The sequence below is a fragment of the Streptomyces seoulensis genome (assembly GCF_004328625.1).
Classification (GTDB): Bacteria; Actinomycetota; Actinomycetes; order Streptomycetales; family Streptomycetaceae; genus Streptomyces; species Streptomyces seoulensis.
In genome coordinates this window covers 890,818-910,322 of sequence record NZ_CP032229.1, presented here as the reverse complement: position 1 = coordinate 910,322, position 19,505 = coordinate 890,818, and the positions used below count along the sequence as shown (strand labels likewise).

Genomic DNA, 19,505 nt, shown 5'->3' with positions numbered 1-19,505 from the left:
CCATCGGAAGGCAGAGCGTGTCCTCTTCCATCACCGCGCCCGAGGGCATCATCAACCCTCCGATCGACGAGCTCCTCGAGGCCACCGACTCGAAGTACAGCCTCGTGATCTACGCGGCCAAGCGTGCCCGTCAGATCAACGCGTACTACTCGCAGCTCGGTGAGGGCCTCCTCGAGTACGTCGGTCCGCTCGTCGACACCCACGTCCACGAGAAGCCGCTCTCGATCGCGCTGCGCGAGATCAACGCCGGTCTGCTGACCTCCGAGGCCATCGAGGGCCCGGTCCAGTAGTTCCCGCCGTTCGCGGTCGTACTTTCAGATCGCGGTCGACTTATCCACAGGCCCGGCAGTCATGCTGCCGGGCCTGTGGTGTGTCATGGGTGTTCATGGGTGTCGAAGGTTCTCGAGAGTCCGGGGAATCCGGGGAGACGGTGGAGACGGTGGACAAGCCGAAGGTCGTGCTGGGCGTCAGCGGTGGCATCGCCGCGTACAAGTCCTGTGAGCTGCTGAGACGGCTCACCGAGTCGGGGCACGACGTGCGGGTGGTGCCGACCGCCTCCGCGCTGCACTTCGTCGGCGCCGCCACCTGGTCCGCGCTGTCCGGCAACCCGGTCTCCACCGAGGTCTGGGACAGCGTCCACGAGGTGCCGCACGTCCGCATCGGGCAGCACGCCGACCTCGTGGTGGTCGCGCCCGCCACCGCCGACATGCTCGCCAAGGCCGCGCACGGTCTCGCCGACGACCTGCTCACCAACACCCTGCTCACCGCCCGCTGCCCGGTGGTCTTCGCGCCCGCGATGCACACCGAGATGTGGGAGCACCCGGCCACCCAGGAGAACGTGGCCACCCTGCGCCGCCGGGGCGCGGTCGTCATCGAGCCCGCCGTGGGCCGCCTCACGGGCGTCGACACCGGCAAGGGGCGGCTGCCCGACCCGGCGGAGATCTTCGAGGTGTGCCGCCGGGTGCTGGCGCGGGGCGTGGCGGGGCCGGACCTCGCCGGGCGCCATGTGGTGGTCTCGGCGGGCGGCACCCGTGAGCCGCTGGACCCGGTGCGCTTCCTCGGCAACCGCTCCTCCGGCAAGCAGGGGTACGCCCTCGCCCGGACCGCCGCCGCGCGCGGGGCCCGCGTGACGTTGGTCTCGGCCAACGCGGGGTTGCCCGACCCGGCCGGGGTGGACCTCGTGCACGTCGGCACCGCCGTCCAGCTCCGTGAGGCGGTGCTCAAGGCCGCCGCCGACGCGGACGCCGTGGTCATGGCCGCCGCCGTCGCCGACTTCCGCCCGGCGGTCTACGCGAGCGGGAAGATCAAGAAGAAGGACGGCCAGGAGCCCGAGCCGGTCGCCCTGGTCCGCAACCCCGATGTGCTCGCCGAGGTCGCCGCCGAACGCGCCCGCCCCGGACAGGTCGTCGTCGGCTTCGCCGCCGAGACCGACGACGTGCTCGCCAACGGCCGCGCCAAGCTGGCCCGCAAGGGCTGCGACCTGCTGGTGGTGAACGAGGTGGGAGAGCGCCGGACCTTCGGCTCGGAGGAGAACGAGGCGGTGGTCCTCGGCGCCGACGGCACCGAGACGGCCGTACCGCACGGGCCGAAGGGGGCCCTCGCGGACACCGTCTGGGATCTGGTCGCGGCCCGGCTGGGCTGAGCGGGCTGAGCGGGCTGGGCCGTTCGGGGCGGCCGGTTTTCGGCCACCCGGAGTCTTTTTTTCATACCGCGATGGCGCGTGGCGGATCTGTTCAAGGCCACGCTCCAGCGTGCAGAATGCCTGTGCCGCAGGTCACAGCGTTCTCGCTGGGCGAGAACAGGTGGCCCTGCGGCCAGGTGCGACCGATAAACTGTTCGCGGACGACGTTGGGCGCAGCTCCCGACGTGGTCCTTCAATGATCAGCCAGCAGCCGCTGCAACCCCAGGGAGCGTTGTGTCCCGTCGCCTGTTCACCTCGGAGTCCGTGACCGAAGGTCACCCCGACAAGATCGCTGACCAGATCAGCGACACCATTCTCGACGCGCTGCTCCGCGAGGACCCCTCGTCCCGCGTCGCCGTCGAGACGCTGATCACCACCGGCCTGGTGCACGTGGCCGGCGAGGTCACGACCAAGGCTTACGCGCCCATCGCCCAGTTGGTGCGCGAGAAGATCCTCGAGATCGGCTACGACTCCTCCAAGAAGGGCTTCGACGGCGCCTCCTGTGGCGTCTCGGTGTCCATCGGCGCGCAGTCCCCGGACATCGCGCAGGGCGTCGACACGGCGTACGAGAACCGCGTCGAGGGCGATGAGGACGAGCTCGACAAGCAGGGCGCGGGCGACCAGGGCCTGATGTTCGGCTACGCCTCGGACGAGACGCCGACGCTGATGCCGCTGCCGATCTTCCTGGCGCACCGCCTGTCCAAGCGCCTCTCCGAGGTCCGCAAGAACGGCACCATCCCCTACCTGCGTCCCGACGGCAAGACCCAGGTCACCATCGAGTACGACGGCGACAAGGCCGTCCGTCTCGACACCGTCGTGGTCTCCTCCCAGCACGCCTCCGACATCGACCTCGAGTCGCTGCTCGCGCCCGACATCCGCGAGTTCGTGGTCGAGCCCGAGCTGAAGGCCCTGCTGGACGAGGGCATCAAGATCGACACCGAGGGCTACCGCCTGCTGGTGAACCCGACCGGCCGCTTCGAGATCGGCGGCCCGATGGGTGACGCCGGCCTCACCGGCCGCAAGATCATCATCGACACCTACGGCGGCTTCGCCCGCCACGGTGGCGGCGCCTTCTCGGGCAAGGACCCGTCCAAGGTGGACCGCTCGGCCGCGTACGCGATGCGCTGGGTCGCCAAGAACGTGGTGGCCGCGGGTCTCGCCTCGCGCTGCGAGGTCCAGGTCGCCTACGCGATCGGCAAGGCCGAGCCGGTCGGTCTCTTCGTGGAGACCTTCGGCACCGCCAAGATCGAGCCCGAGAAGATCGAGAAGGCCATCGACGAGGTCTTCGACCTCCGTCCGGCCGCGATCATCCGCGACCTCGACCTGCTGCGCCCGATCTACGCCCAGACGGCGGCCTACGGCCACTTCGGCCGGGAGATCCCCGACTTCACCTGGGAGCGCACCGACCGCGTCGACGCCCTGCGCAAGGCCGCCGGCGTCTGATCCGCACCGTGTGAACCGGGGCCCGGCCTCCCTTCGGGGACGCCGGGCCCCGGCACGTTCCGGGCGCCTCGGCGGACGGCGCTGTCAGTGGTCTTTGGGAGAATGCGAGCGTGAGCAGCGACAACGGGCCGGGGGACGGCGGGGCCGAGGGGCCACCGCCGGAGCAGCTCGCGCTCATCCGGGAGAGCGTGCGCGGCGCCGACGTGCCGCGCGCCAAGCCGCGCACCTGGCGGGGGGCCGCGCTCGCCAAGGACCGGCCGGTCGCCCGGGTGCTCGTCGACAAGGGCGTCCTCCACCTCGACCGGTACTTCGACTACGCCGTGCCCGAGGAGCTCGACGCCGACGCCCAGCCCGGCGTACGGGTCCGGGTGCGGTTCGGCGCCGGGCGGCACCGGGTGCGGGACGGGCGGCGCGAGGGCGGCGGCCTGATCGACGGCTACCTGATCGAGCGGCGGGACGAGTCCGACTACTCAGGACCGCTCGCCGCCCTCGCCCAGGTCGTCTCCCCGGAACCGGTGCTCGGCGAGGAACTCCTCGGACTCGCCCGCGCCGTCGCCGACCGGTACGCGGGCAGCCTCGCCGACGTGCTGCAACTGGCCGTACCGCCGCGCAGCGCCCGCGCGGAGAAGCGCGCCTCCCCCGAGCCCCTGCCCGCGCCCCCCGCCCCGGACGCGGGCACCTGGGCCCGTTACGAGCACGGTCCCGCCTTCCTCGCCGCCCTGGCGTCCGGCGCCGCGCCCCGCGCGGTGTGGAACGCGCTGCCGGGACCCGAATGGAGCGAGGAGATCGCCCGCGCCGTCGCCGCCACCCTCGCCTCGGGACGCGGCGCCCTGGTCGTCGTCCCCGACGGCCGGACCGCCGCGCGGGTCGACGCCGGGCTCACCGGCCTCCTCGGCAAGGGCCACCACGCGCTGCTCACCGCCGACGCCGGCCCCGAGAAGCGGTACGCGCAGTGGCTCGCGGTCCGGCGCGGCTCGGTACGGGCGGTCGTCGGCACCCGCGCCGCCATGTTCGCCCCCGTGCGCGACCTCGGGCTGGTGGCGATCTGGGACGACGGCGACGACAGCCACAGCGAACAGCACGCCCCCCAGCCGCACGCCCGCGACGTCCTGCTGCTGCGCGCCTCGCTCGACAAGTGCGCCTTCCTGGTGGGCGGTTGGAGCTGCACCGTGGAAGCCGCGCAGCTCGTCGAGAGCGGCTGGGCGCGGCCCCTGACCGCCGGACGCGACCAGGTCCGCCGCACCGCCCCGCTGGTACGCACCGTCGGGGACACCGACCTCGCCCGCGACGAGGCCGCCCGCGCCGCCCGGCTCCCCAGCCTCGCCTGGCAGGCCGTCCGCGAGGGGCTCAAGACCGGCCCGGTGCTGGTGCAGGTGCCCCGGCGCGGCTACGTGCCCCGTCTGGCCTGCGCCCAGTGCCGCGCCCCCGCGCGGTGCGCGCACTGCGCCGGGCCGCTCCAGGCACAGGACGCCGGGGCGCTGCGCTGCGAGTGGTGCGGGCGCGAGGAGCACTCCTGGCACTGCCCCGAGTGCGGCGGCTTCCGGCTGCGCGCCCAGGTCGTCGGCGCCCGCCGTACCGCCGAGGAACTGGGGCGCGCCTTCCCCGCCGTGCCGGTCCGCACCTCCGGGCGCGAGCACGTCCTCGACACCGTGCCGGACGCGCCCGCGCTGGTCGTCAGCACCCCGGGCGCCGAACCCGTCGCCGAGGGCGGCTACGCGGCCGCGCTGCTGCTCGACGGCTGGGCCATGCTCGGCCGGCCGGACCTGCGCTCCGGCGAGGACGCGCTGCGCCGCTGGATCGGCGCGGCCGCCCTGGTCCGGCCGCAGGGCGACGGCGGGACCGTGGTCGTCGTCGCCGAGCCGACCCTGCGGCCGGTGCAGGCGCTGGTCCGCTGGGACCCCGTCGGGTTCGCGGTCCGGGAGCTGGCCGAGCGGGCCGAACTGGGCTTCCCGCCGGTGTCGCGGATGGCCGCGGTGTCCGGGACGCCCGAAGCGGTCGCCGAGTTCCTCGCCGCCGTGGAGTCGCCCCCGGACGCGGAGGTGCTGGGCCCGGTGCCGCTGCCCCCGACCCTGCCCGGCCGCCCGCGCAGACCCGGCGCGCCTCCGCCGGGGGAGCAGTGGGAACGGGCGCTGATCCGGGTACCGCCCGGCAGCGGCTCCGCCCTGGCCGCCGCGCTGAAGACGGCGCAGGCGGCGCGGATGGCGCGGGGGAGCGGGGAGCCGGTACGGGTGCGGATCGATCCGCCGGACATCGGCTGAGGGTTCTTCCCGGCACAGGAACGCCCTCCCGGTCGGTTGCCGGGAGGGCGCGGGCCGGGCGCGGTCAGCCGCTGCGGGGGCCCGGGAAGGCCGGGGGCCTCGGGTCGTCGCGCAGGGTGGGGCTGCCCGAGGTCGGCTGGGTCGGCATGGAGCGGGCCGCGGGGACGGTCGGCATACCGGTGTTGAGCGTGCGGGTGCCCGAGGGCTCGCCGGCCCGCTCGGCCTCGGCCGCGGCCTGGGCGGCGGCCCGGCGGGCGCCGTAACGGCGGTGCACGGCCTGCTTGGTGACGCCGAGCGCGGAGCCCACCGCGTCCCACGAGAAGCCGAGCGAACGGTCGAAGTCCACGGCCGCGGTCACCAGGGTCTCGACGCTGTCCCGGAGTTCCTGGGCGAGGCGGACCGTGGGGGCGGGGGCGCGTCCGTACACGACGAAGCCGGTGGACGGGCCGGAGCGGCGGGGGCGGTAGACGTTGCCGAGCTGGGCGGTGAGGGTGCGCAGCGCGTCCACCTGCCGGCGGACCCGCTCGATGTCCCGCACCAGCAAGTGCAGGCTGGCACGGGCCTGGGCGTCGTGGGTTGCGTGGTCGGCCATGAACAAGCCTCTCGAACCGGCGTTGAAAGGAAGTGGGCGGCCGAAGCGGCCCGAAGTGGTCAACTCTCTCTTGACCAACGCGTGGGCGCTCCGCTGGTCACGGGGTGGGGGCGTGCGGAGTGTGTCTGTACGCCGGGGTCTCCCACCCGCGCATCTGGCCTCGGCCACCTGATGACCGCACGCGGTCATAGACTGGTCCGCTGCCGTCCGCTGTCGTTCGAGAGGCTCGATCCCGCCCATGAAGCTTGTCTTCGCCGGTACCCCCGAGGTCGCCGTTCCCGCTCTGGACGCTCTGATCGCCTCCGGGCGGCACGAGGTGGCCGCCGTCGTCACGCGGCCCGACGCGCCCGCCGGGCGGGGCCGCAGGCTGGTCGCGTCGCCCGTGGCCGAGCGGGCGGAGGAGGCCGGGATCGAGGTGCTGAAGCCGGCGAGCCCGCGCGACCCCGCCTTCCTGGAGCGGCTGAAGGAGATCGGCCCGGACTGCTGCCCGGTCGTCGCGTACGGCGCCCTGCTGCCCCGCGTCGCCCTGGACATCCCCGCCCACGGCTGGGTCAACCTGCACTTCTCGCTGCTGCCCGCCTGGCGCGGAGCCGCGCCCGTGCAGCACTCGATCATGTCGGGCGACGAGATCACCGGCGCCTCCACCTTCCTCATCGAGGAGGGCCTCGACTCCGGCCCGGTCTACGGCACCGTCACCGAGGAGATCCGCCCCACCGACACCAGCGGCGACCTGCTCACCCGCCTCGCCTTCGCCGGTTCCGGGCTGCTCGCGGCCACCATGGACGGCATCGCGGACGGCACCCTGAAGGCCGTACCGCAGCCCGCCGAGGGCATCACGCTCGCGCCGAAGATCACCGTCGAGGACGCCAAGGTCGACTGGGCCGCGCCCGCGCTCCGCGTCGACCGGGTGGTGCGCGGCTGCACGCCCGCCCCCGGCGCGTGGACCGTGTTCCGGGGCGAGCGGCTCAAGCTCGTGCAGGTCAAGCCGGTGCCGGAGCGGACCGACCTCGCGCCGGGCGGGCTCGCCGTCGGCAAGAACAGCGTGCACGTGGGCACCGGCTCGTACGCCGTCGAGCTGCTCTGGGTGCAGGCGCAGGGCAAGAAGCCGATGCGGGCCGCGGACTGGGCGCGCGGGGCGCGGATCGCCGAGGGCGAGTCGCTCGGCGGCTGACACCCCGCGAGTGGGGGGTGACGGTCCGCCGACGTACGCTGGTGACCGCACCCCCTGACCACATCCGGAGCACCTTTCCCGTGAGCGAGCAGTCCCGTCGGCCGCACCGGCCCGCCAAGCCCTACCGGCGCCCCCAGAAGGACCCCGTCCGCGTCCTCGCCTTCGACGCGCTGCGCGCGGTGGACGAGCGGGACGCCTACGCCAACCTCGTGCTGCCCCCGCTGCTGCGCAAGGCGCGGGAGAACGGCGACTTCGACGCCCGGGACGCCGCCCTCGCCACCGAGCTGGTCTACGGCACCCTGCGCCGCCAGGGCACCTACGACGCGATCATCGCCGCCTGCGTGGACCGCCCGCTGCGCGAGGTGGACCCGCCGGTGCTCGACGTACTGAGCCTGGGCGCCCACCAGTTGCTCGGGACGCGCATCCCCACCCACGCCGCCGTCTCGGCCTCGGTCGAGCTGGCGCGGGTGGTGCTCGGCGACGGGCGGGCCAAGTTCGTCAACGCCGTGCTGCGCAAGATCGCCCAGCACGACCTGGACGGCTGGCTGGAGCGGGTCGCGCCGCCCTACGACGAGGACCCCGAGGACCACCTCGCCGTCGTCCACTCCCACCCCCGCTGGGTCGTCTCGGCGCTGTGGGACTCCCTCGGCGGCGGCCGCGCCGACATCGAGGAACTCCTCGCGGCCGACAACGAGCGTCCCGAGGTCACCCTCGTCGCCCGCCCCGGCCGGTCCACCACCCAGGAACTGCTGACCGAGGACGCGGCCGTGGCCGGCGACTGGTCCCCGTACGCGGTACGGCTCACCGAGGGCGGCGAGCCCGGCGCGGTGGAGGCCGTGCGCGAGGGGCGGGCCGGTGTGCAGGACGAGGGCAGCCAGCTGGTCGCCCTCGCCCTGGCCAACGCGCCTCTGGACGGCCCCGACGAGAAGTGGCTCGACGGCTGCGCGGGTCCCGGCGGCAAGGCCGCGCTGCTGGCCGCCCTGGCCGCCCAGCGCGGTGCCACCCTGGTCGCCTCCGAGAAGCAGCCGCACCGCGCGGGCCTGGTCGCCAAGGCGCTGGCCGGGAACCCCGGCCCGTACCAGGTGATCACCGCCGACGGCACCCGTCCGCCGTGGCGTTCCGGCACCTTCGACCGCGTCCTCATGGACGTCCCCTGCACCGGCCTCGGCGCCCTGCGCCGCCGTCCCGAGGCCCGCTGGCGCCGCCGCCCCGAGGATCTCGAGAACTTCGCCCCGGTCCAGCGGGCCCTCCTCCGTACCGCCCTGGACTCCGTCCGCGTGGGCGGGGTCGTCGGGTACGCCACCTGCTCCCCGCACCTCGCGGAGACCCGAGCAGTGGTGGCCGACCTCCTCAAGCAGCACCCCGACACCGAACTGATCGACGCCCGCCCCCTCCTCCCGGGCGTCCCCGACCTCGGCGAGGGCCCCGACATCCAGCTCTGGCCCCACAAACACGGCACGGACGCGATGTACCTGGCCCTGATCCGCCGCACGGCCTGAGAAGTCCGAGGGCGGCCACCCCAGGGGCGCGGGGAACTGCGCGACCAACCCCCACCGGCCCGGCACCCGAAGAACAACCGCACCTCCGCCGGGCCGACGCCGCACCCCCCGGAGGGGCATGGCAGGCTTGGCCCATGGCCGCGCAGATCAACCCCAGCATCCTGTCCGCAGACTTCGCCCGCCTCGCCGAGGAGGCGAAGGCGGTCGAGGGCGCCGACTGGCTCCATGTCGACGTCATGGACAACCACTTCGTCCCGAACCTCACGCTCGGCACCCCCGTCGTGGAGTCCCTGGCCCGCGCCACGGACATCCCGCTGGACTGCCACCTGATGATGGAGGACCCCGACCGCTGGGCCCCGCAGTACGTCGAGGCCGGCGCCTCCTCGGTGACCTTCCACGTCGAGGCGGCGCACGCCCCCATCCGGCTCGCCCGCGAGATCCGCGCCAAGGGTGCCCGCGCCGCCATGGCCCTCAAGCCCGCGACGCCGATCGAGTCCTACGAGGACATCCTCCCCGAGCTGGACATGCTGCTGATCATGACGGTCGAGCCGGGCTTCGGCGGGCAGGCGTTCCTCGACATCACGCTGCCCAAGATCCGCCGCACCCGCGAGCTGATCGCCCGGCACGGCCTGGAGATGTGGCTCCAGGTCGACGGGGGCGTCTCGGCCGAGACGATCGAGCGCTGCGCCGAGGCGGGGGCGGACGTGTTCGTCGCCGGATCGGCCGTCTACGGGGCGAAGGACCCCGCCGAGGCGGTCCGTGTGCTGCGCGCGCAGGCGGACCGGGCGATCGCCGATTCGCCCTGGGCGTGCGGCCACTGAGCCACACGTAGGTGAACGGTTGAGAGAAGGCCCGCCATCAGGGCGGATTCACGGCGCCGGATCTGCGAGGATGAACGGCGAATCCAGAGTGTGAACAGCAGTGAGGAGAGCGCCGTGTCGGGTATGTCGGCGGGCCGGTCAGCCATGCGGATGGGACCCGCTGAGCTGGTGCAGGCGGCGGCCATGGCCCGCCGCTTCTACCTGGAGGGCAAGTCCAAGATCCAGATCGCCGAGGAGTTCGGCGTCAGCCGCTTCAAGGTGGCCCGGGTCCTGGAGACCGCCCTCGAACGGGATCTCGTCCGTATCGAGATCCGCGTCCCGGCCGAACTGGACGCCGAGCGCTCGGACGCGCTCCGCGCCCGGTACGGCCTCAGACACGCCGTCGTGGTCGAGTCCCCGGCCGACGCCGAGGAGACCCCCGACCCGGAGAACCTGGGCGAGGTCGCCGCCGACCTGCTCGGCGAACTCGTCGACGAGGGCGACGTCCTCGGCCTGGCCTGGGGCCGCTCCACCATCCACATGGCGGCCGCGCTCGACCGGCTGCCGCCGTGCACAGTGGTGCAGCTGACGGGCGTGTACGACGCCGGGACCGCGGAGCGCGGCTCCGTGGAGGCCGTCCGCCGCGCCGCCCAGGTGTCCGGCGGGGACGCCCACCCCATCTACGCGCCGATGCTGCTGCCGGACGAGGCCACGGCCGCCGCCCTGCGCAACCAGACCGGGATCGCCCGCGCCTTCGAGTACTTCGACAAGGTCACGGTCGCCTGCGTCTCCATCGGCTCCTGGGAGCCGGGCATCTCCACGGTGCACGACATGCTCAGCGACGAGGAGCGCGCGCACTACGCCTCGCTCGGTGTCGCCGCCGAGATGTCCGCGCACCTCTTCGACGCGGACGGGCGCCGGATCGGGCGGGACCTGGGGGAGCGCTGCATCACGGTCAAGACCGACCAGCTGCGCCGGATCCCCGAGGTGGTGGCCATCGCGGGCGGGCAGCGCAAGGCCCCCGCGATCGACGCGGTGCTGCGCTCCGGGCTGGTCACCAGCCTGGTGACGGACACCTCGGCCGCGGACTACCTGCTCACCGCGGGCGCCGCGCCGAAGCCCGCGCTCAGCCGCGCCGACCCCGACGGGGTCTGAGGGGCCGGGCAAGACGGAATCCGGCGGAACACCGCCTCGGCGGGCGGGCCGTGACAGCATCGGCGGCATGCTGTCGCGGTTCGTCCCCCAGATCCTCAATCCTCAGATCCCGAAGAGGAGTACCGGCCGGTCCTGGCTGCTCGCCGGCGTGCTGGCCGTCCTCGGCGTCCTGCTGGCCGGCTGCGCCGGTACGGACACGGCCGCCGACTCCCCGGCCGCCTCCCAGAAGTCCGGTCCCGCCGCCTCGGCCCCGGCCTGGGCCAAGGGCATGGCCACCGTTCCCGAGTCCCGGCTGCCCGCCGAGGCGCGGCGGACCCTCGCCCTGATCGACAAGGGCGGCCCCTACCCGTACACGCGGGACGGGATCGTCTTCGGGAACTTCGAGGGCCATCTCCCGGGGCACCAGCGTGGCTACTACCACGAGTACACCGTGCCGACCCCCTCGTCCAGCAGCCGGGGCGCCCGGCGCATCGTCACCGGGGACGGCGGGGAGTTCTACTACACCGATGATCATTACAACTCGTTCCGGGCGGTGCTGAGATGAGTGAAGACCTTGTCGACCGGGTCGCGGTCACCCTCGACCTCAAGGGGGTCCGCGACAAGGCCGGGCTGATGGACCAGGTGGTGACCGCGCTGAACCTGCCCGACTGGTTCGGCCGCAACTGGGACGCCCTGCTGGACTCCCTCTCCGACACGACCGTCTGGCCCCCGGCCGCCATCGAGCGCGGGCTGCTGGTCGTCGTACGGAACTGGGAGCCGTTCGCCGAGCTGAACGGGCAGGAGTGGCGCATCGCGCGGGACGTGTTCTCCGAGGCGGTGGACCGCACCTCGTTCCTCGACGTGATGCTCGCCCTTGGAGGAACCTCCGAGCTGTGACCGCGGGTCCCTGGAGGTTCGGTGAGGGCATGATCAGGGGTCTGGCATGGGAGAATGAAGTACGTGCTCTTTCCCCCTGGCGCACCCGTCAGGGGGTCACCTCTGAACGACTGGGATGTGCGGCACGTGCGTTTCCTCAATGACATCCAGCCCGCCTACGACCTGACGTACGACGACGTCTTCATGGTGCCGAGCCGATCGGCGGTCGGCTCCCGGCAGGCGGTGGACCTCGGCTCTCCCGACGGCACCGGTACCACCATCCCGCTGGTCGTCGCCAACATGACCGCCATCGCGGGACGCCGGATGGCGGAGACGATGGCCCGGCGCGGCGGCCTGGTGGTCATCCCGCAGGACATCCCCGACGACGTCGTCGCCGAGGTCGTCTCCTGGGTCAAGAGCCGCCATCTCGTGCTGGACACCCCGATCGTGCTGTCCCCCCACCAGACGGTGGCCGACGCGCTGGCCCTGCTGCCCAAGCGGTCGCACAACGCCGGTGTCGTCGTGGACGCCGACTACCGTCCCGTCGGTGTCGTCACCGACCAGGACCTCAGCGGGGTCGACCGCTTCACCCAGCTCGAAGTGGTCATGTCCCGCGACCTGCTGCTGCTCGACGCCGGCATCGACCCGCGCGAGGCGTTCAACATCCTGGACGCGGCCAACCGCCGCTACGCGCCCGCCGTCGACGCCGAGGGCCGCCTCGCCGGCATCCTCACCCGCAAGGGCGCCCTGCGCGCCACCCTGTACACCCCGGCCGTGGACGCCGACGGCAAGCTGCGCATCGCGGCGGCCGTGGGCATCAACGGCGACGTGGCGAGCAAGGCCAAGCAGCTCCTCGACGCGGGCGTGGACACCCTCGTCATCGACACCGCGCACGGTCACCAGGAGTCGATGATCAACGCGGTCCGCACCGTGCGCGCGCTCGACCCGCGGGTGCCGATCGTCGCGGGCAACATCGTGTCCGCCGAGGGCGTCCGCGACCTGATCGAGGCGGGCGCCGACATCATCAAGGTCGGCGTCGGACCGGGCGCCATGTGCACCACCCGGATGATGACCGGCGTGGGCCGCCCCCAGTTCTCCGCCGTGCTGGAGTGCGCCGCCGAGGCGAAGAAGCACGGCAAGCACGTGTGGGCCGACGGCGGTGTCCGCCACCCGCGCGACGTCGCCATGGCGCTCGCGGCAGGTGCCTCCAACGTCATGGTGGGCTCCTGGTTCGCCGGCACCTACGAGTCGCCCGGCGACCTCCAGCAGGACGCCGACGGCCGCCTCTACAAGGAATCGTTCGGCATGGCGTCCGCCCGCGCGGTGCACAACCGCACCTCCGAGGAGTCGTCGTACGACCGCGCCCGCAAGGGCCTCTTCGAGGAGGGCATCTCCACCTCCCGCATGTTCCTCGACCCGGCCCGGCCGGGCGTGGAGGACCTGGTCGACTCGATCATCGCGGGCGTCCGCTCCTCCTGCACCTACGCGGGCGCCGGTTCGCTGGAGGAGTTCGCCGAGAAGGCCATCGTTGGCATCCAGAGCGCGGCCGGGTACGCCGAGGGCATGCCCCTGCACGCCAGCTGGAGCTGACCCTCCGCACGCCTCCGACCTGGGAGCTTCCCGGGTACGGGGGTGGGTGCGGTTCGTGTTCTACTTCGTAGGAGAAGTGACCGTACCGACGAAGTGAACCACCCCCTGTGCTGAACGATCTCGACGAACGCATCGTGCACGCCCTCGCCGAGGACGCCCGCCGCTCCTACGCGGACATCGGGCAGCTGGTCGGTCTCTCCGCGCCCGCCGTGAAGCGGCGCGTGGACCGGCTGAGAGCCACCGGAGCCATCACCGGGTTCACCGTCCGGGTGGACCCGGCGGCCCTGGGCTGGGAGACCGAGGGGTACATCGAGATCTACTGCCGCAGCAACACCTCGCCGGAGACCATCCTGCGCGGTCTGGAGCGCTACCAGGAGGTGGTGGCCGCGTCCACCGTCACCGGGGACGCGGACGCCATCGCCCAGGTCTTCGCCTCCGACATGCGGCACTTCGAGCGGGTCCTGGAGCGGATCGCCGGGGAGCCCTTCGTGGAGCGGACCAAGTCGGTGCTGGTGCTCTCGCCGCTGCTGCGCCGCTTCTCCTCGGGCGCGCCGGGCTGATTCCCCGGGCCTGCCGTGACGCCGGGCCACCCACGGTGACCATTGCGCTCCCCGGAGCGGTCCCGTAGGTTGTCCGGCACTTTCTACCGACTGGTAACCGACAGGTGATCCATGCGCTGGCCCGTCTGCCCTCCCCGCACCGTCCGCGCCCGCATCATCGCCCTCGCCCTGGCCCCGGCCCTCGCGCTGACCGCGCTGTGGAGCTTCGCGATGGTCTCCGTCACCGGGGAGTTACGGGCCCTGCTCCGGCTCCAGGGGGTCTACGAGGACTACGGAACCCCTGTGGACACCGCGATCGGGCAGATCCAGATCGAGCGCCGTCTGTCCGCCGCCCACCTCGGCGACCCGCGCGCCGGCGCGCCGGGGGCCGCCCTCCTCGCCCAGCAGCGCCGCACCGACCGCGCGGTCACCGCGATGCGCCGGGCCCTCACGAGCGGCGACCGCGACCGGCTCACCGCCCGTCAGCGCCGGGCCCTGGACGCCATGGTCACCGCCACCGGGAAACTGGAGGCGCTGCGCCGGGACGTGCTGTCCCGCCGGATCGGCTGGGACCGGGCCGTCACCGAGTACAGCGCCCTCGTCGAACCCGGCTTCGCCGTCGAGTCCGCGCTCACCGCCCTCCAGGCCGGACAGCTCGCCCGGGAGTCCCAGACCGTCATCGAACTGGTCCGGGTCCGCGAGTTCGTCTCCCGCGAGGACGCCCTGGTCGCCGGGGCACGGGCCGCGGGCCGCCTCACCCCGGCCGAGTACCGGTCGCTCACCGCCACCATCGAGGACCGCCGCCTCTTCGAGCGGACCTACGCGCCCGACCTGCCCGCCGACTCCCGTGCCCTGTACGGGAAGTTCCGCGACGGCGCTCCGCACCGGGCGCTGGAGGACGCCGAGGACGCGCTGCTCGCCGCCGGGGCGGACGGCGCGGACCAGGCCGTCGCCGCCGACACCTGGCGGTCGGTCGCCGACCGGGCCGTGCACAGCTACATGCGGCTGTGCTCCAGCGCCGCCGAGCACTCCGCCGCACGCGGACGGGCCTTCGCCTACCGGGAGTTGACCAAGGCGGCCGTGGTCGGCGCGGCCGGGCTGGCCGTCGCGGGGCTCTCCCTGTGGCTCGCGGTACGCGGTGCCCGGCGCGTCTCCCGGCGGCTGGAGAACCTGCGCGACGCGGCCGACCTGCTCAGCAGCCGCCAACTCCCGGACGTGATGCGCCGGCTGAGCGCGGGGGAGCGGGTGGACGCGCTGGCCGAGGCTCCGCCGCTCACCGAGGACGAGGTGTGCGACGACGAGATCGGCCAGGTCGGCCGCTCCTTCAACACCGCCCGGCTGGCCGCCGTCGAGGCCGCCGTCCATCAAGCGGCCCTGCGCCGGGGCCTGTCGGCGGTCCTGCTCAACATCGCCCGCCGCAACCAGGCGCTGGTCCACCGGCAGTTGAAGCTCGTCGACACCCTGGAGCGGCGCACCGACGACCCCGACGTGCTGCGCGAGCTGTTCCGGATCGACCACCTCACCACCCGGATGCGCCGCCACGCGGAGAGCCTGATCATCCTCTCCGGCGCCGCACCCGGCCGCCGCTGGCGCGGGCCCGTACCGGTGGCGGACGTGGTCGCCTCGGCGGTGGGCGAGATCGAGGCGTACGCCCGCGTGGTCGTGCCGCCGATGCCGGACGACGGGATCGCGGCGGACGCGGTCGCCGACGTGGTGCACCTGCTGGCCGAACTCCTGGAGAACGCCACCCTGTTCTCGCCCCCGCACACCGAGGTCACCCTGCGCACCGGGCACGAGGACGGCCACCTCGTCCTGCGCGTCGACGACCGGGGTCTCGGCCTGGACGCCGCACAGCGCGAGGAGGCCGTGCGCACCCTGCGCGACCCCGACGCCTTCGACCCCACCCGGCACGACCGGCTCGGCCTGTACGTGGTCGGCCGTCTCGCCGCCCGGCACGGCATCGAGGTGAGCCTCGGGGAGTCCCCGTACGGAGGCACGACCGCCACGGTGCTGATCCCGGCCGGGGTCCTGGCGGCCGTCGAACCCGCTCGGCGCCGCCCGCCCCCCGCACCGCCAAGCCCCCGCAGGCCGGTGCGCGCCCCGGCCCCGGCGTCTCCCGGCACCACCGCGCTGCCCACCCGCACCCGGCAGGCGTCCCTCGCCCCGGAACTCCGCGCCGACCCGCCGCCCGCCGACGACACCCCGCTCGGCGCGGCCGACCCCGAGGAGATGCGGGCGCTGTTCGCCGCCTTCCAGCGGGGCCTGAGCGACGGCCGCAAGGGCCTTCCCGCCGACGACAACGCCCACGAAGGGACGGACACCGACGATGTACGGTGACGATCTGAACCCGGAGAACCCGGCCGTGCCCGAGGGCGCGCCCGGTACCGACCTGGGCTGGCTGCTCGACGATCTCGTCGCGCGCACCGAACACGTCCGCCAGGCCGTGCTCCTGACCGCCGACGGACTGCCGCTCAGCAGTTCCGACGGCATGCGCCGCCGCGACATCGAGCACCTCTCCGCCGTCTGCTCGGGCCTCCAGGGGCTCGCCGGCTCGGCGGGGGAGCGGTTCGCGGCCGGTGAGGTCCGGCAGACCATGGTCATGCTGGAGGACGCCTACCTCTTCATCACCCCCGCCGGACACGGCAGCCGGCTCACCGTGCTGTGCGAGGCCCGCACCGACGTGGGGCAGCTCGCCCACGAGATGGCCCTCCTCGTCCGCCGCCTCGGCCGTCACCTGGACGCCGCGGCCCGCTCGGCGCCGTGACCGGCGGTGGACGAGGAGATCTGGTACGAGGAGGACACCGGCGCGCTGGTCCGCCCCTACACCGTCACCCGTGGCCGCACCCGGCCCTCGGGGCGGCACGCCATCGACCTGATGTCCCGGGTCACGGCCCTGGAGCCCGGCCCGGACGCCCCCGGCGTCGACCACCCCCGCGCGGCGCTGCTCGGTCATGTCCGGCGCGGTCCGCGCCCCGTCGTCGAGCTGGCGGCCGACGCCGACCTGCCGCTCACCGTCGTCCGCGTACTCCTCGGTGACCTGGCCGAACAGGGGCTGATCCGCATCGACGCCCCCCGCCGCCACCCGGTCCACGACGACGCGGCCGACCCCGAGCTGCTGCGGGAGATCGTGCGCCGGCTGCGCGAGCTGTAGCCGTTGTCTACGCGCGTGCACCCTAGGGGCACGCGCAACGAATCGCCGTCGCGGGGGCCCTCGACGCAACGAACCGCGCACCGGCGCGCAACGGGTGCTTCTTGTCCGGGTGAGCGCGCCGACCGTACCGTCTTACTGGCTTCCCGATGCCCCCCGAATCCCCCTTTTTCCCGGTGAGGAACACCCATGCGCACCGCCCTGCTCCAGAGCTCCGGCCGCCCCGGTTCCGTCGCCGAGAACCTCAAGGTCCTCGACGAGGCCGCGGGCCGCGCCGCCGAGGCGGGCGCCGGGCTGCTGGCGGCACCGGAGATGTTCCTGACCGGGTACGCGATCGGCGGCGAGATCCCGCACCTCGCCGAGCCCGCCGACGGCGACTCGGCCGACGCGGTCGCCGACATCGCCACCCGGCACGGCCTGGCCGTCGCCTACGGCTACCCCGAGCGCGACGGCGACACGGTGTACAACTCCGCCCAGATCATCTCGGCCGAGGGCGCCCGGCTCGCCAACTACCGCAAGACCCACCTCTTCGGCTGCTTCGAGCGCGACCACTTCACACCGGGCGGGCGCCAGGTCGTCCAGACCGAGCTGAACGGCCTCACCGTGGGCCTGCTGATCTGCTACGACGTCGAGTTCCCGGAGAACGTCCGCGCCCACGCGCTGGCCGGCACCGACCTGCTGATCGTGCCGACCGCGCAGATGCACCCGTACCAGTTCGTGCCGGAGTCGATGATCCCGGTGCGGGCCTTCGAGAACCAGATGTACGTGGCCTACGTCAACCGGGTCGGCCAGGAAGGGGAGTTCGAGTTCGTCGGGCTCACCACGCTGGCCGGGCCCGACGGGGTGGCCCGCGTCCGCGCCGGGCGCGCCTCGGCCGACCTGGTGTTCGCCGACGCGGATCCCGCCTTCCTGGCCGCCTCCCGCGCGGCCAACCCGTACCTCGCCGACCGCCGCCCCGGTCTGTACGGCTCGCTCACCGCCTGAACCTCCCCCCACAGTTCCTCGCAGTACTTCCGCGCAAGGAGTCCGTACCCCATGACGTCCACGGTGCCCAACGCCGTCGAGCACGCCGACGAGCAGCAGCCGCCGATCACCATGTTCGGCCCGGACTTCCCCTACGCCTACGACGACTTCCTCGCCCACCCGGCGGGGCTCGGCCAGATACCGGCGACGGAGCACGGCACCGAGGTCGCCGTCATCGGCGGCGGCCTGTCCGGCATCGTCGCCGCGTACGAGCTGATGAAGATGGGCCTCAAGCCCGTCGTCTACGAGGCCGACCAGCTCGGCGGGCGGCTGCGTACCGTCGGGTTCGAGGGCTGCGACGAGTCGCTGACCGCCGAGATGGGCGCGATGCGCTTCCCGCCGTCCTCCACGGCGCTCCAGCACTACATCGACCTCGTCGGCCTGCGCACCCGGCCCTTCCCCAACCCGCTGGCCGAGGGCACGCCGTCGACCGTGGTGGACCTCAAGGGCGAGTCGCACTACGCGGAGACCGTCGAGGACCTGCCCCAGGTCTACCGGGACGTCGCCGCCGCCTGGGGCCGGTGCCTGGAGGAGGGCGCCGACTTCTCCGACATGAACCGCGCCCTGCGCGAGCGTGACGTGCCGCGCATCCGCGAGATCTGGGCGAAGCTGGTCGAGAAGCTCGACAACCAGACCTTCTACGGCTTCCTCTGCGAGTCCGAGGCGTTCAAGTCCTTCCGGCACCGCGAGATCTTCGGCCAGGTCGGCTTCGGCACCGGCGGCTGGGACACCGACTTCCCCAACTCCATCCTGGAGATCCTGCGCGTCGTCTACACCGAGGCCGACGACCACCACCAGGGCATCGTCGGCGGCTCCCAGCAGCTGCCGCTGCGGATGTGGGAGCGCGAGCCGGAGAAGATCGTCCACTGGCCCTACGGCACCTCGCTGGCGTCCCTGCACGTCGGCGGCGAGCCCCGCCCGGCCGTGACCCGGCTGAACCGCACCTCCGGCAACCGGATCACGGTCACTGACGCGAACGGGGACATCCGGACCTACCGGGCGGCCATCTTCACCGCGCAGTCCTGGATGCTGCTCTCCAAGATCGCCTGTGACGACTCGCTCTTCCCGATCGACCACTGGACCGCGATCGAGCGCACCCACTACATGGAGTCCAGCAAGCTGTTCGTACCCGTGGACCGGCCGTTCTGGCTGGACAAGGCCGTCGACGACAGGGGAAATCCGACGGGCCGGGACGTCATGTCGATGACGCTCACCGACCGCATGACGCGCGGCACCTACCTGCTGGACGAGGGCCCGGACAAGCCCGCCGTCATCTGCCTCTCCTACACCTGGTGCGACGACAGCCTGAAGTGGCTGCCGCTGTCCGCGAACGAGCGGATGGAGGTCATGCTGAAGTCGCTCGGCGAGATCTACCCGAAGGTCGACATCCGGAAGCACATCATCGGCAACCCGGTGACCGTCTCCTGGGAGAACGAGCCCTACTTCATGGGCGCGTTCAAGGCCAACCTGCCCGGCCACTACCGCTACCAGCGCCGCCTGTTCACGCACTTCATGCAGGACCGGCTGCCCGAGGACAAGCGGGGCGTCTTCCTCGCCGGTGACGACATCTCCTGGACGGCAGGCTGGGCCGAGGGCGCGGTCCAGACCGCGCTGAACGCGGTCTGGGGCGTCATGCGGCACTTCGGCGGCGAGACCGACCCGACCAACCCGGGCCCCGGCGACGTGTACGACGAGATCGCGCCCGTCGAGCTGCCCGAGGACTGAGCCGGCCGGCTCGACCGGGCGCGGCC

General features: G+C 73.2%; 18 protein-coding genes. 17 read left to right on the top strand and 1 reads right to left on the bottom strand.

Going from position 1 to position 19,505, the window contains the following annotated elements:
* The first annotated feature begins 17 nt into the window (after nucleotides 1–17).
* The 4 genes from rpoZ to D0Z67_RS04235 all read left to right on the top strand — a co-directional run bounded on the left by rpoZ (nucleotide 18) and on the right by D0Z67_RS04235 (nucleotide 5,382).
* Entirely contained in the window at nucleotides 18–290 is a 273-nt protein-coding gene (rpoZ, locus tag D0Z67_RS04250; protein WP_030810584.1) for a DNA-directed RNA polymerase subunit omega, read from the top strand.
* A gap of 149 nt (nucleotides 291–439) precedes the next feature.
* Nucleotides 440–1,642 carry a bifunctional phosphopantothenoylcysteine decarboxylase/phosphopantothenate--cysteine ligase CoaBC gene (gene coaBC / locus D0Z67_RS04245; protein ID WP_031180184.1) on the top strand — a complete coding sequence of 401 codons (1,203 nt, stop codon included), beginning with the start codon at nucleotides 440–442 and terminating at the stop codon, nucleotides 1,640–1,642.
* Between the two features lie 273 nt (nucleotides 1,643–1,915).
* On the top strand, nucleotides 1,916–3,124 hold the full coding sequence (gene metK, locus D0Z67_RS04240; protein ID WP_031180185.1) for a methionine adenosyltransferase: 1,209 nt from the start codon (nucleotides 1,916–1,918) through the stop codon (nucleotides 3,122–3,124).
* Nucleotides 3,125–3,234: 110 nt separating this feature from the next.
* Nucleotides 3,235–5,382: a primosomal protein N' gene (locus tag D0Z67_RS04235; RefSeq protein WP_031180186.1), complete on the top strand. Its 2,148-nt coding sequence runs from the start codon at nucleotides 3,235–3,237 to the stop codon at nucleotides 5,380–5,382.
* A 64-nt stretch (nucleotides 5,383–5,446) separates the two neighbouring features.
* Here the strand turns inward: D0Z67_RS04235 and D0Z67_RS04230 are convergent, their stop codons facing one another.
* Nucleotides 5,447–5,974, bottom strand: a complete 528-nt coding sequence (locus D0Z67_RS04230) for a hypothetical protein (protein WP_031180187.1) — start codon at nucleotides 5,972–5,974, stop codon at nucleotides 5,447–5,449.
* A 238-nt stretch (nucleotides 5,975–6,212) separates the two neighbouring features.
* Between D0Z67_RS04230 and fmt the strand changes: the two genes are divergently transcribed.
* The 13 genes from fmt (at nucleotide 6,213) to D0Z67_RS04165 (ending at nucleotide 19,479) form a co-directional block, all read left to right on the top strand.
* Entirely contained in the window at nucleotides 6,213–7,145 is a 933-nt protein-coding gene (gene fmt, locus D0Z67_RS04225) for a methionyl-tRNA formyltransferase (RefSeq protein WP_031180188.1), read from the top strand.
* A gap of 80 nt (nucleotides 7,146–7,225) precedes the next feature.
* Nucleotides 7,226–8,644 carry an RsmB/NOP family class I SAM-dependent RNA methyltransferase gene (locus D0Z67_RS04220; protein ID WP_031180189.1) on the top strand — a complete coding sequence of 473 codons (1,419 nt, stop codon included), beginning with the start codon at nucleotides 7,226–7,228 and terminating at the stop codon, nucleotides 8,642–8,644.
* 134 nt (nucleotides 8,645–8,778) lie between these two features.
* Nucleotides 8,779–9,465, top strand: coding sequence for a ribulose-phosphate 3-epimerase (gene rpe, locus D0Z67_RS04215; RefSeq protein WP_031180190.1), 687 nt, complete (start codon nucleotides 8,779–8,781; stop codon nucleotides 9,463–9,465).
* Nucleotides 9,466–9,555: 90 nt separating this feature from the next.
* A complete protein-coding gene (locus D0Z67_RS04210) occupies nucleotides 9,556–10,599 on the top strand; it encodes a sugar-binding transcriptional regulator (RefSeq protein WP_030810559.1) in 1,044 nt (347 codons plus the stop codon).
* A gap of 67 nt (nucleotides 10,600–10,666) precedes the next feature.
* Nucleotides 10,667–11,143, top strand: a complete 477-nt coding sequence (locus D0Z67_RS04205; protein WP_031180191.1) for a guanyl-specific ribonuclease — start codon at nucleotides 10,667–10,669, stop codon at nucleotides 11,141–11,143.
* On the top strand, nucleotides 11,140–11,475 hold the full coding sequence (locus tag D0Z67_RS04200; RefSeq protein ID WP_031180192.1) for a barstar family protein: 336 nt from the start codon (nucleotides 11,140–11,142) through the stop codon (nucleotides 11,473–11,475). The genes D0Z67_RS04205 and D0Z67_RS04200 overlap by 4 nt, the downstream gene beginning before the upstream one ends.
* Before the next feature lie 126 nt (nucleotides 11,476–11,601).
* Nucleotides 11,602–13,044 (top strand): GuaB1 family IMP dehydrogenase-related protein, encoded by a 1,443-nt coding sequence (locus D0Z67_RS04195; protein ID WP_031180193.1) that lies wholly within the window; start codon nucleotides 11,602–11,604, stop codon nucleotides 13,042–13,044.
* A gap of 107 nt (nucleotides 13,045–13,151) precedes the next feature.
* Nucleotides 13,152–13,604 (top strand): Lrp/AsnC family transcriptional regulator, encoded by a 453-nt coding sequence (locus D0Z67_RS04190; protein ID WP_030810550.1) that lies wholly within the window; start codon nucleotides 13,152–13,154, stop codon nucleotides 13,602–13,604.
* 111 nt (nucleotides 13,605–13,715) lie between these two features.
* A complete protein-coding gene (locus D0Z67_RS04185) occupies nucleotides 13,716–15,920 on the top strand; it encodes a sensor histidine kinase (RefSeq protein WP_051887527.1) in 2,205 nt (734 codons plus the stop codon).
* Nucleotides 15,910–16,347, top strand: a complete 438-nt coding sequence (locus D0Z67_RS04180; protein WP_078873132.1) for a roadblock/LC7 domain-containing protein — start codon at nucleotides 15,910–15,912, stop codon at nucleotides 16,345–16,347. The genes D0Z67_RS04185 and D0Z67_RS04180 overlap by 11 nt, the downstream gene beginning before the upstream one ends.
* 6 nt (nucleotides 16,348–16,353) lie before the next feature.
* On the top strand, nucleotides 16,354–16,734 hold the full coding sequence (locus tag D0Z67_RS04175; RefSeq protein ID WP_031180196.1) for a DUF742 domain-containing protein: 381 nt from the start codon (nucleotides 16,354–16,356) through the stop codon (nucleotides 16,732–16,734).
* Nucleotides 16,735–16,920: 186 nt separating this feature from the next.
* On the top strand, nucleotides 16,921–17,715 hold the full coding sequence (locus tag D0Z67_RS04170) for a carbon-nitrogen hydrolase family protein (protein ID WP_031180197.1): 795 nt from the start codon (nucleotides 16,921–16,923) through the stop codon (nucleotides 17,713–17,715).
* Between the two features lie 51 nt (nucleotides 17,716–17,766).
* A complete protein-coding gene (locus tag D0Z67_RS04165) occupies nucleotides 17,767–19,479 on the top strand; it encodes a flavin monoamine oxidase family protein (RefSeq protein ID WP_031180198.1) in 1,713 nt (570 codons plus the stop codon).
* The last annotated feature ends 26 nt before the right edge of the window (nucleotides 19,480–19,505 follow it).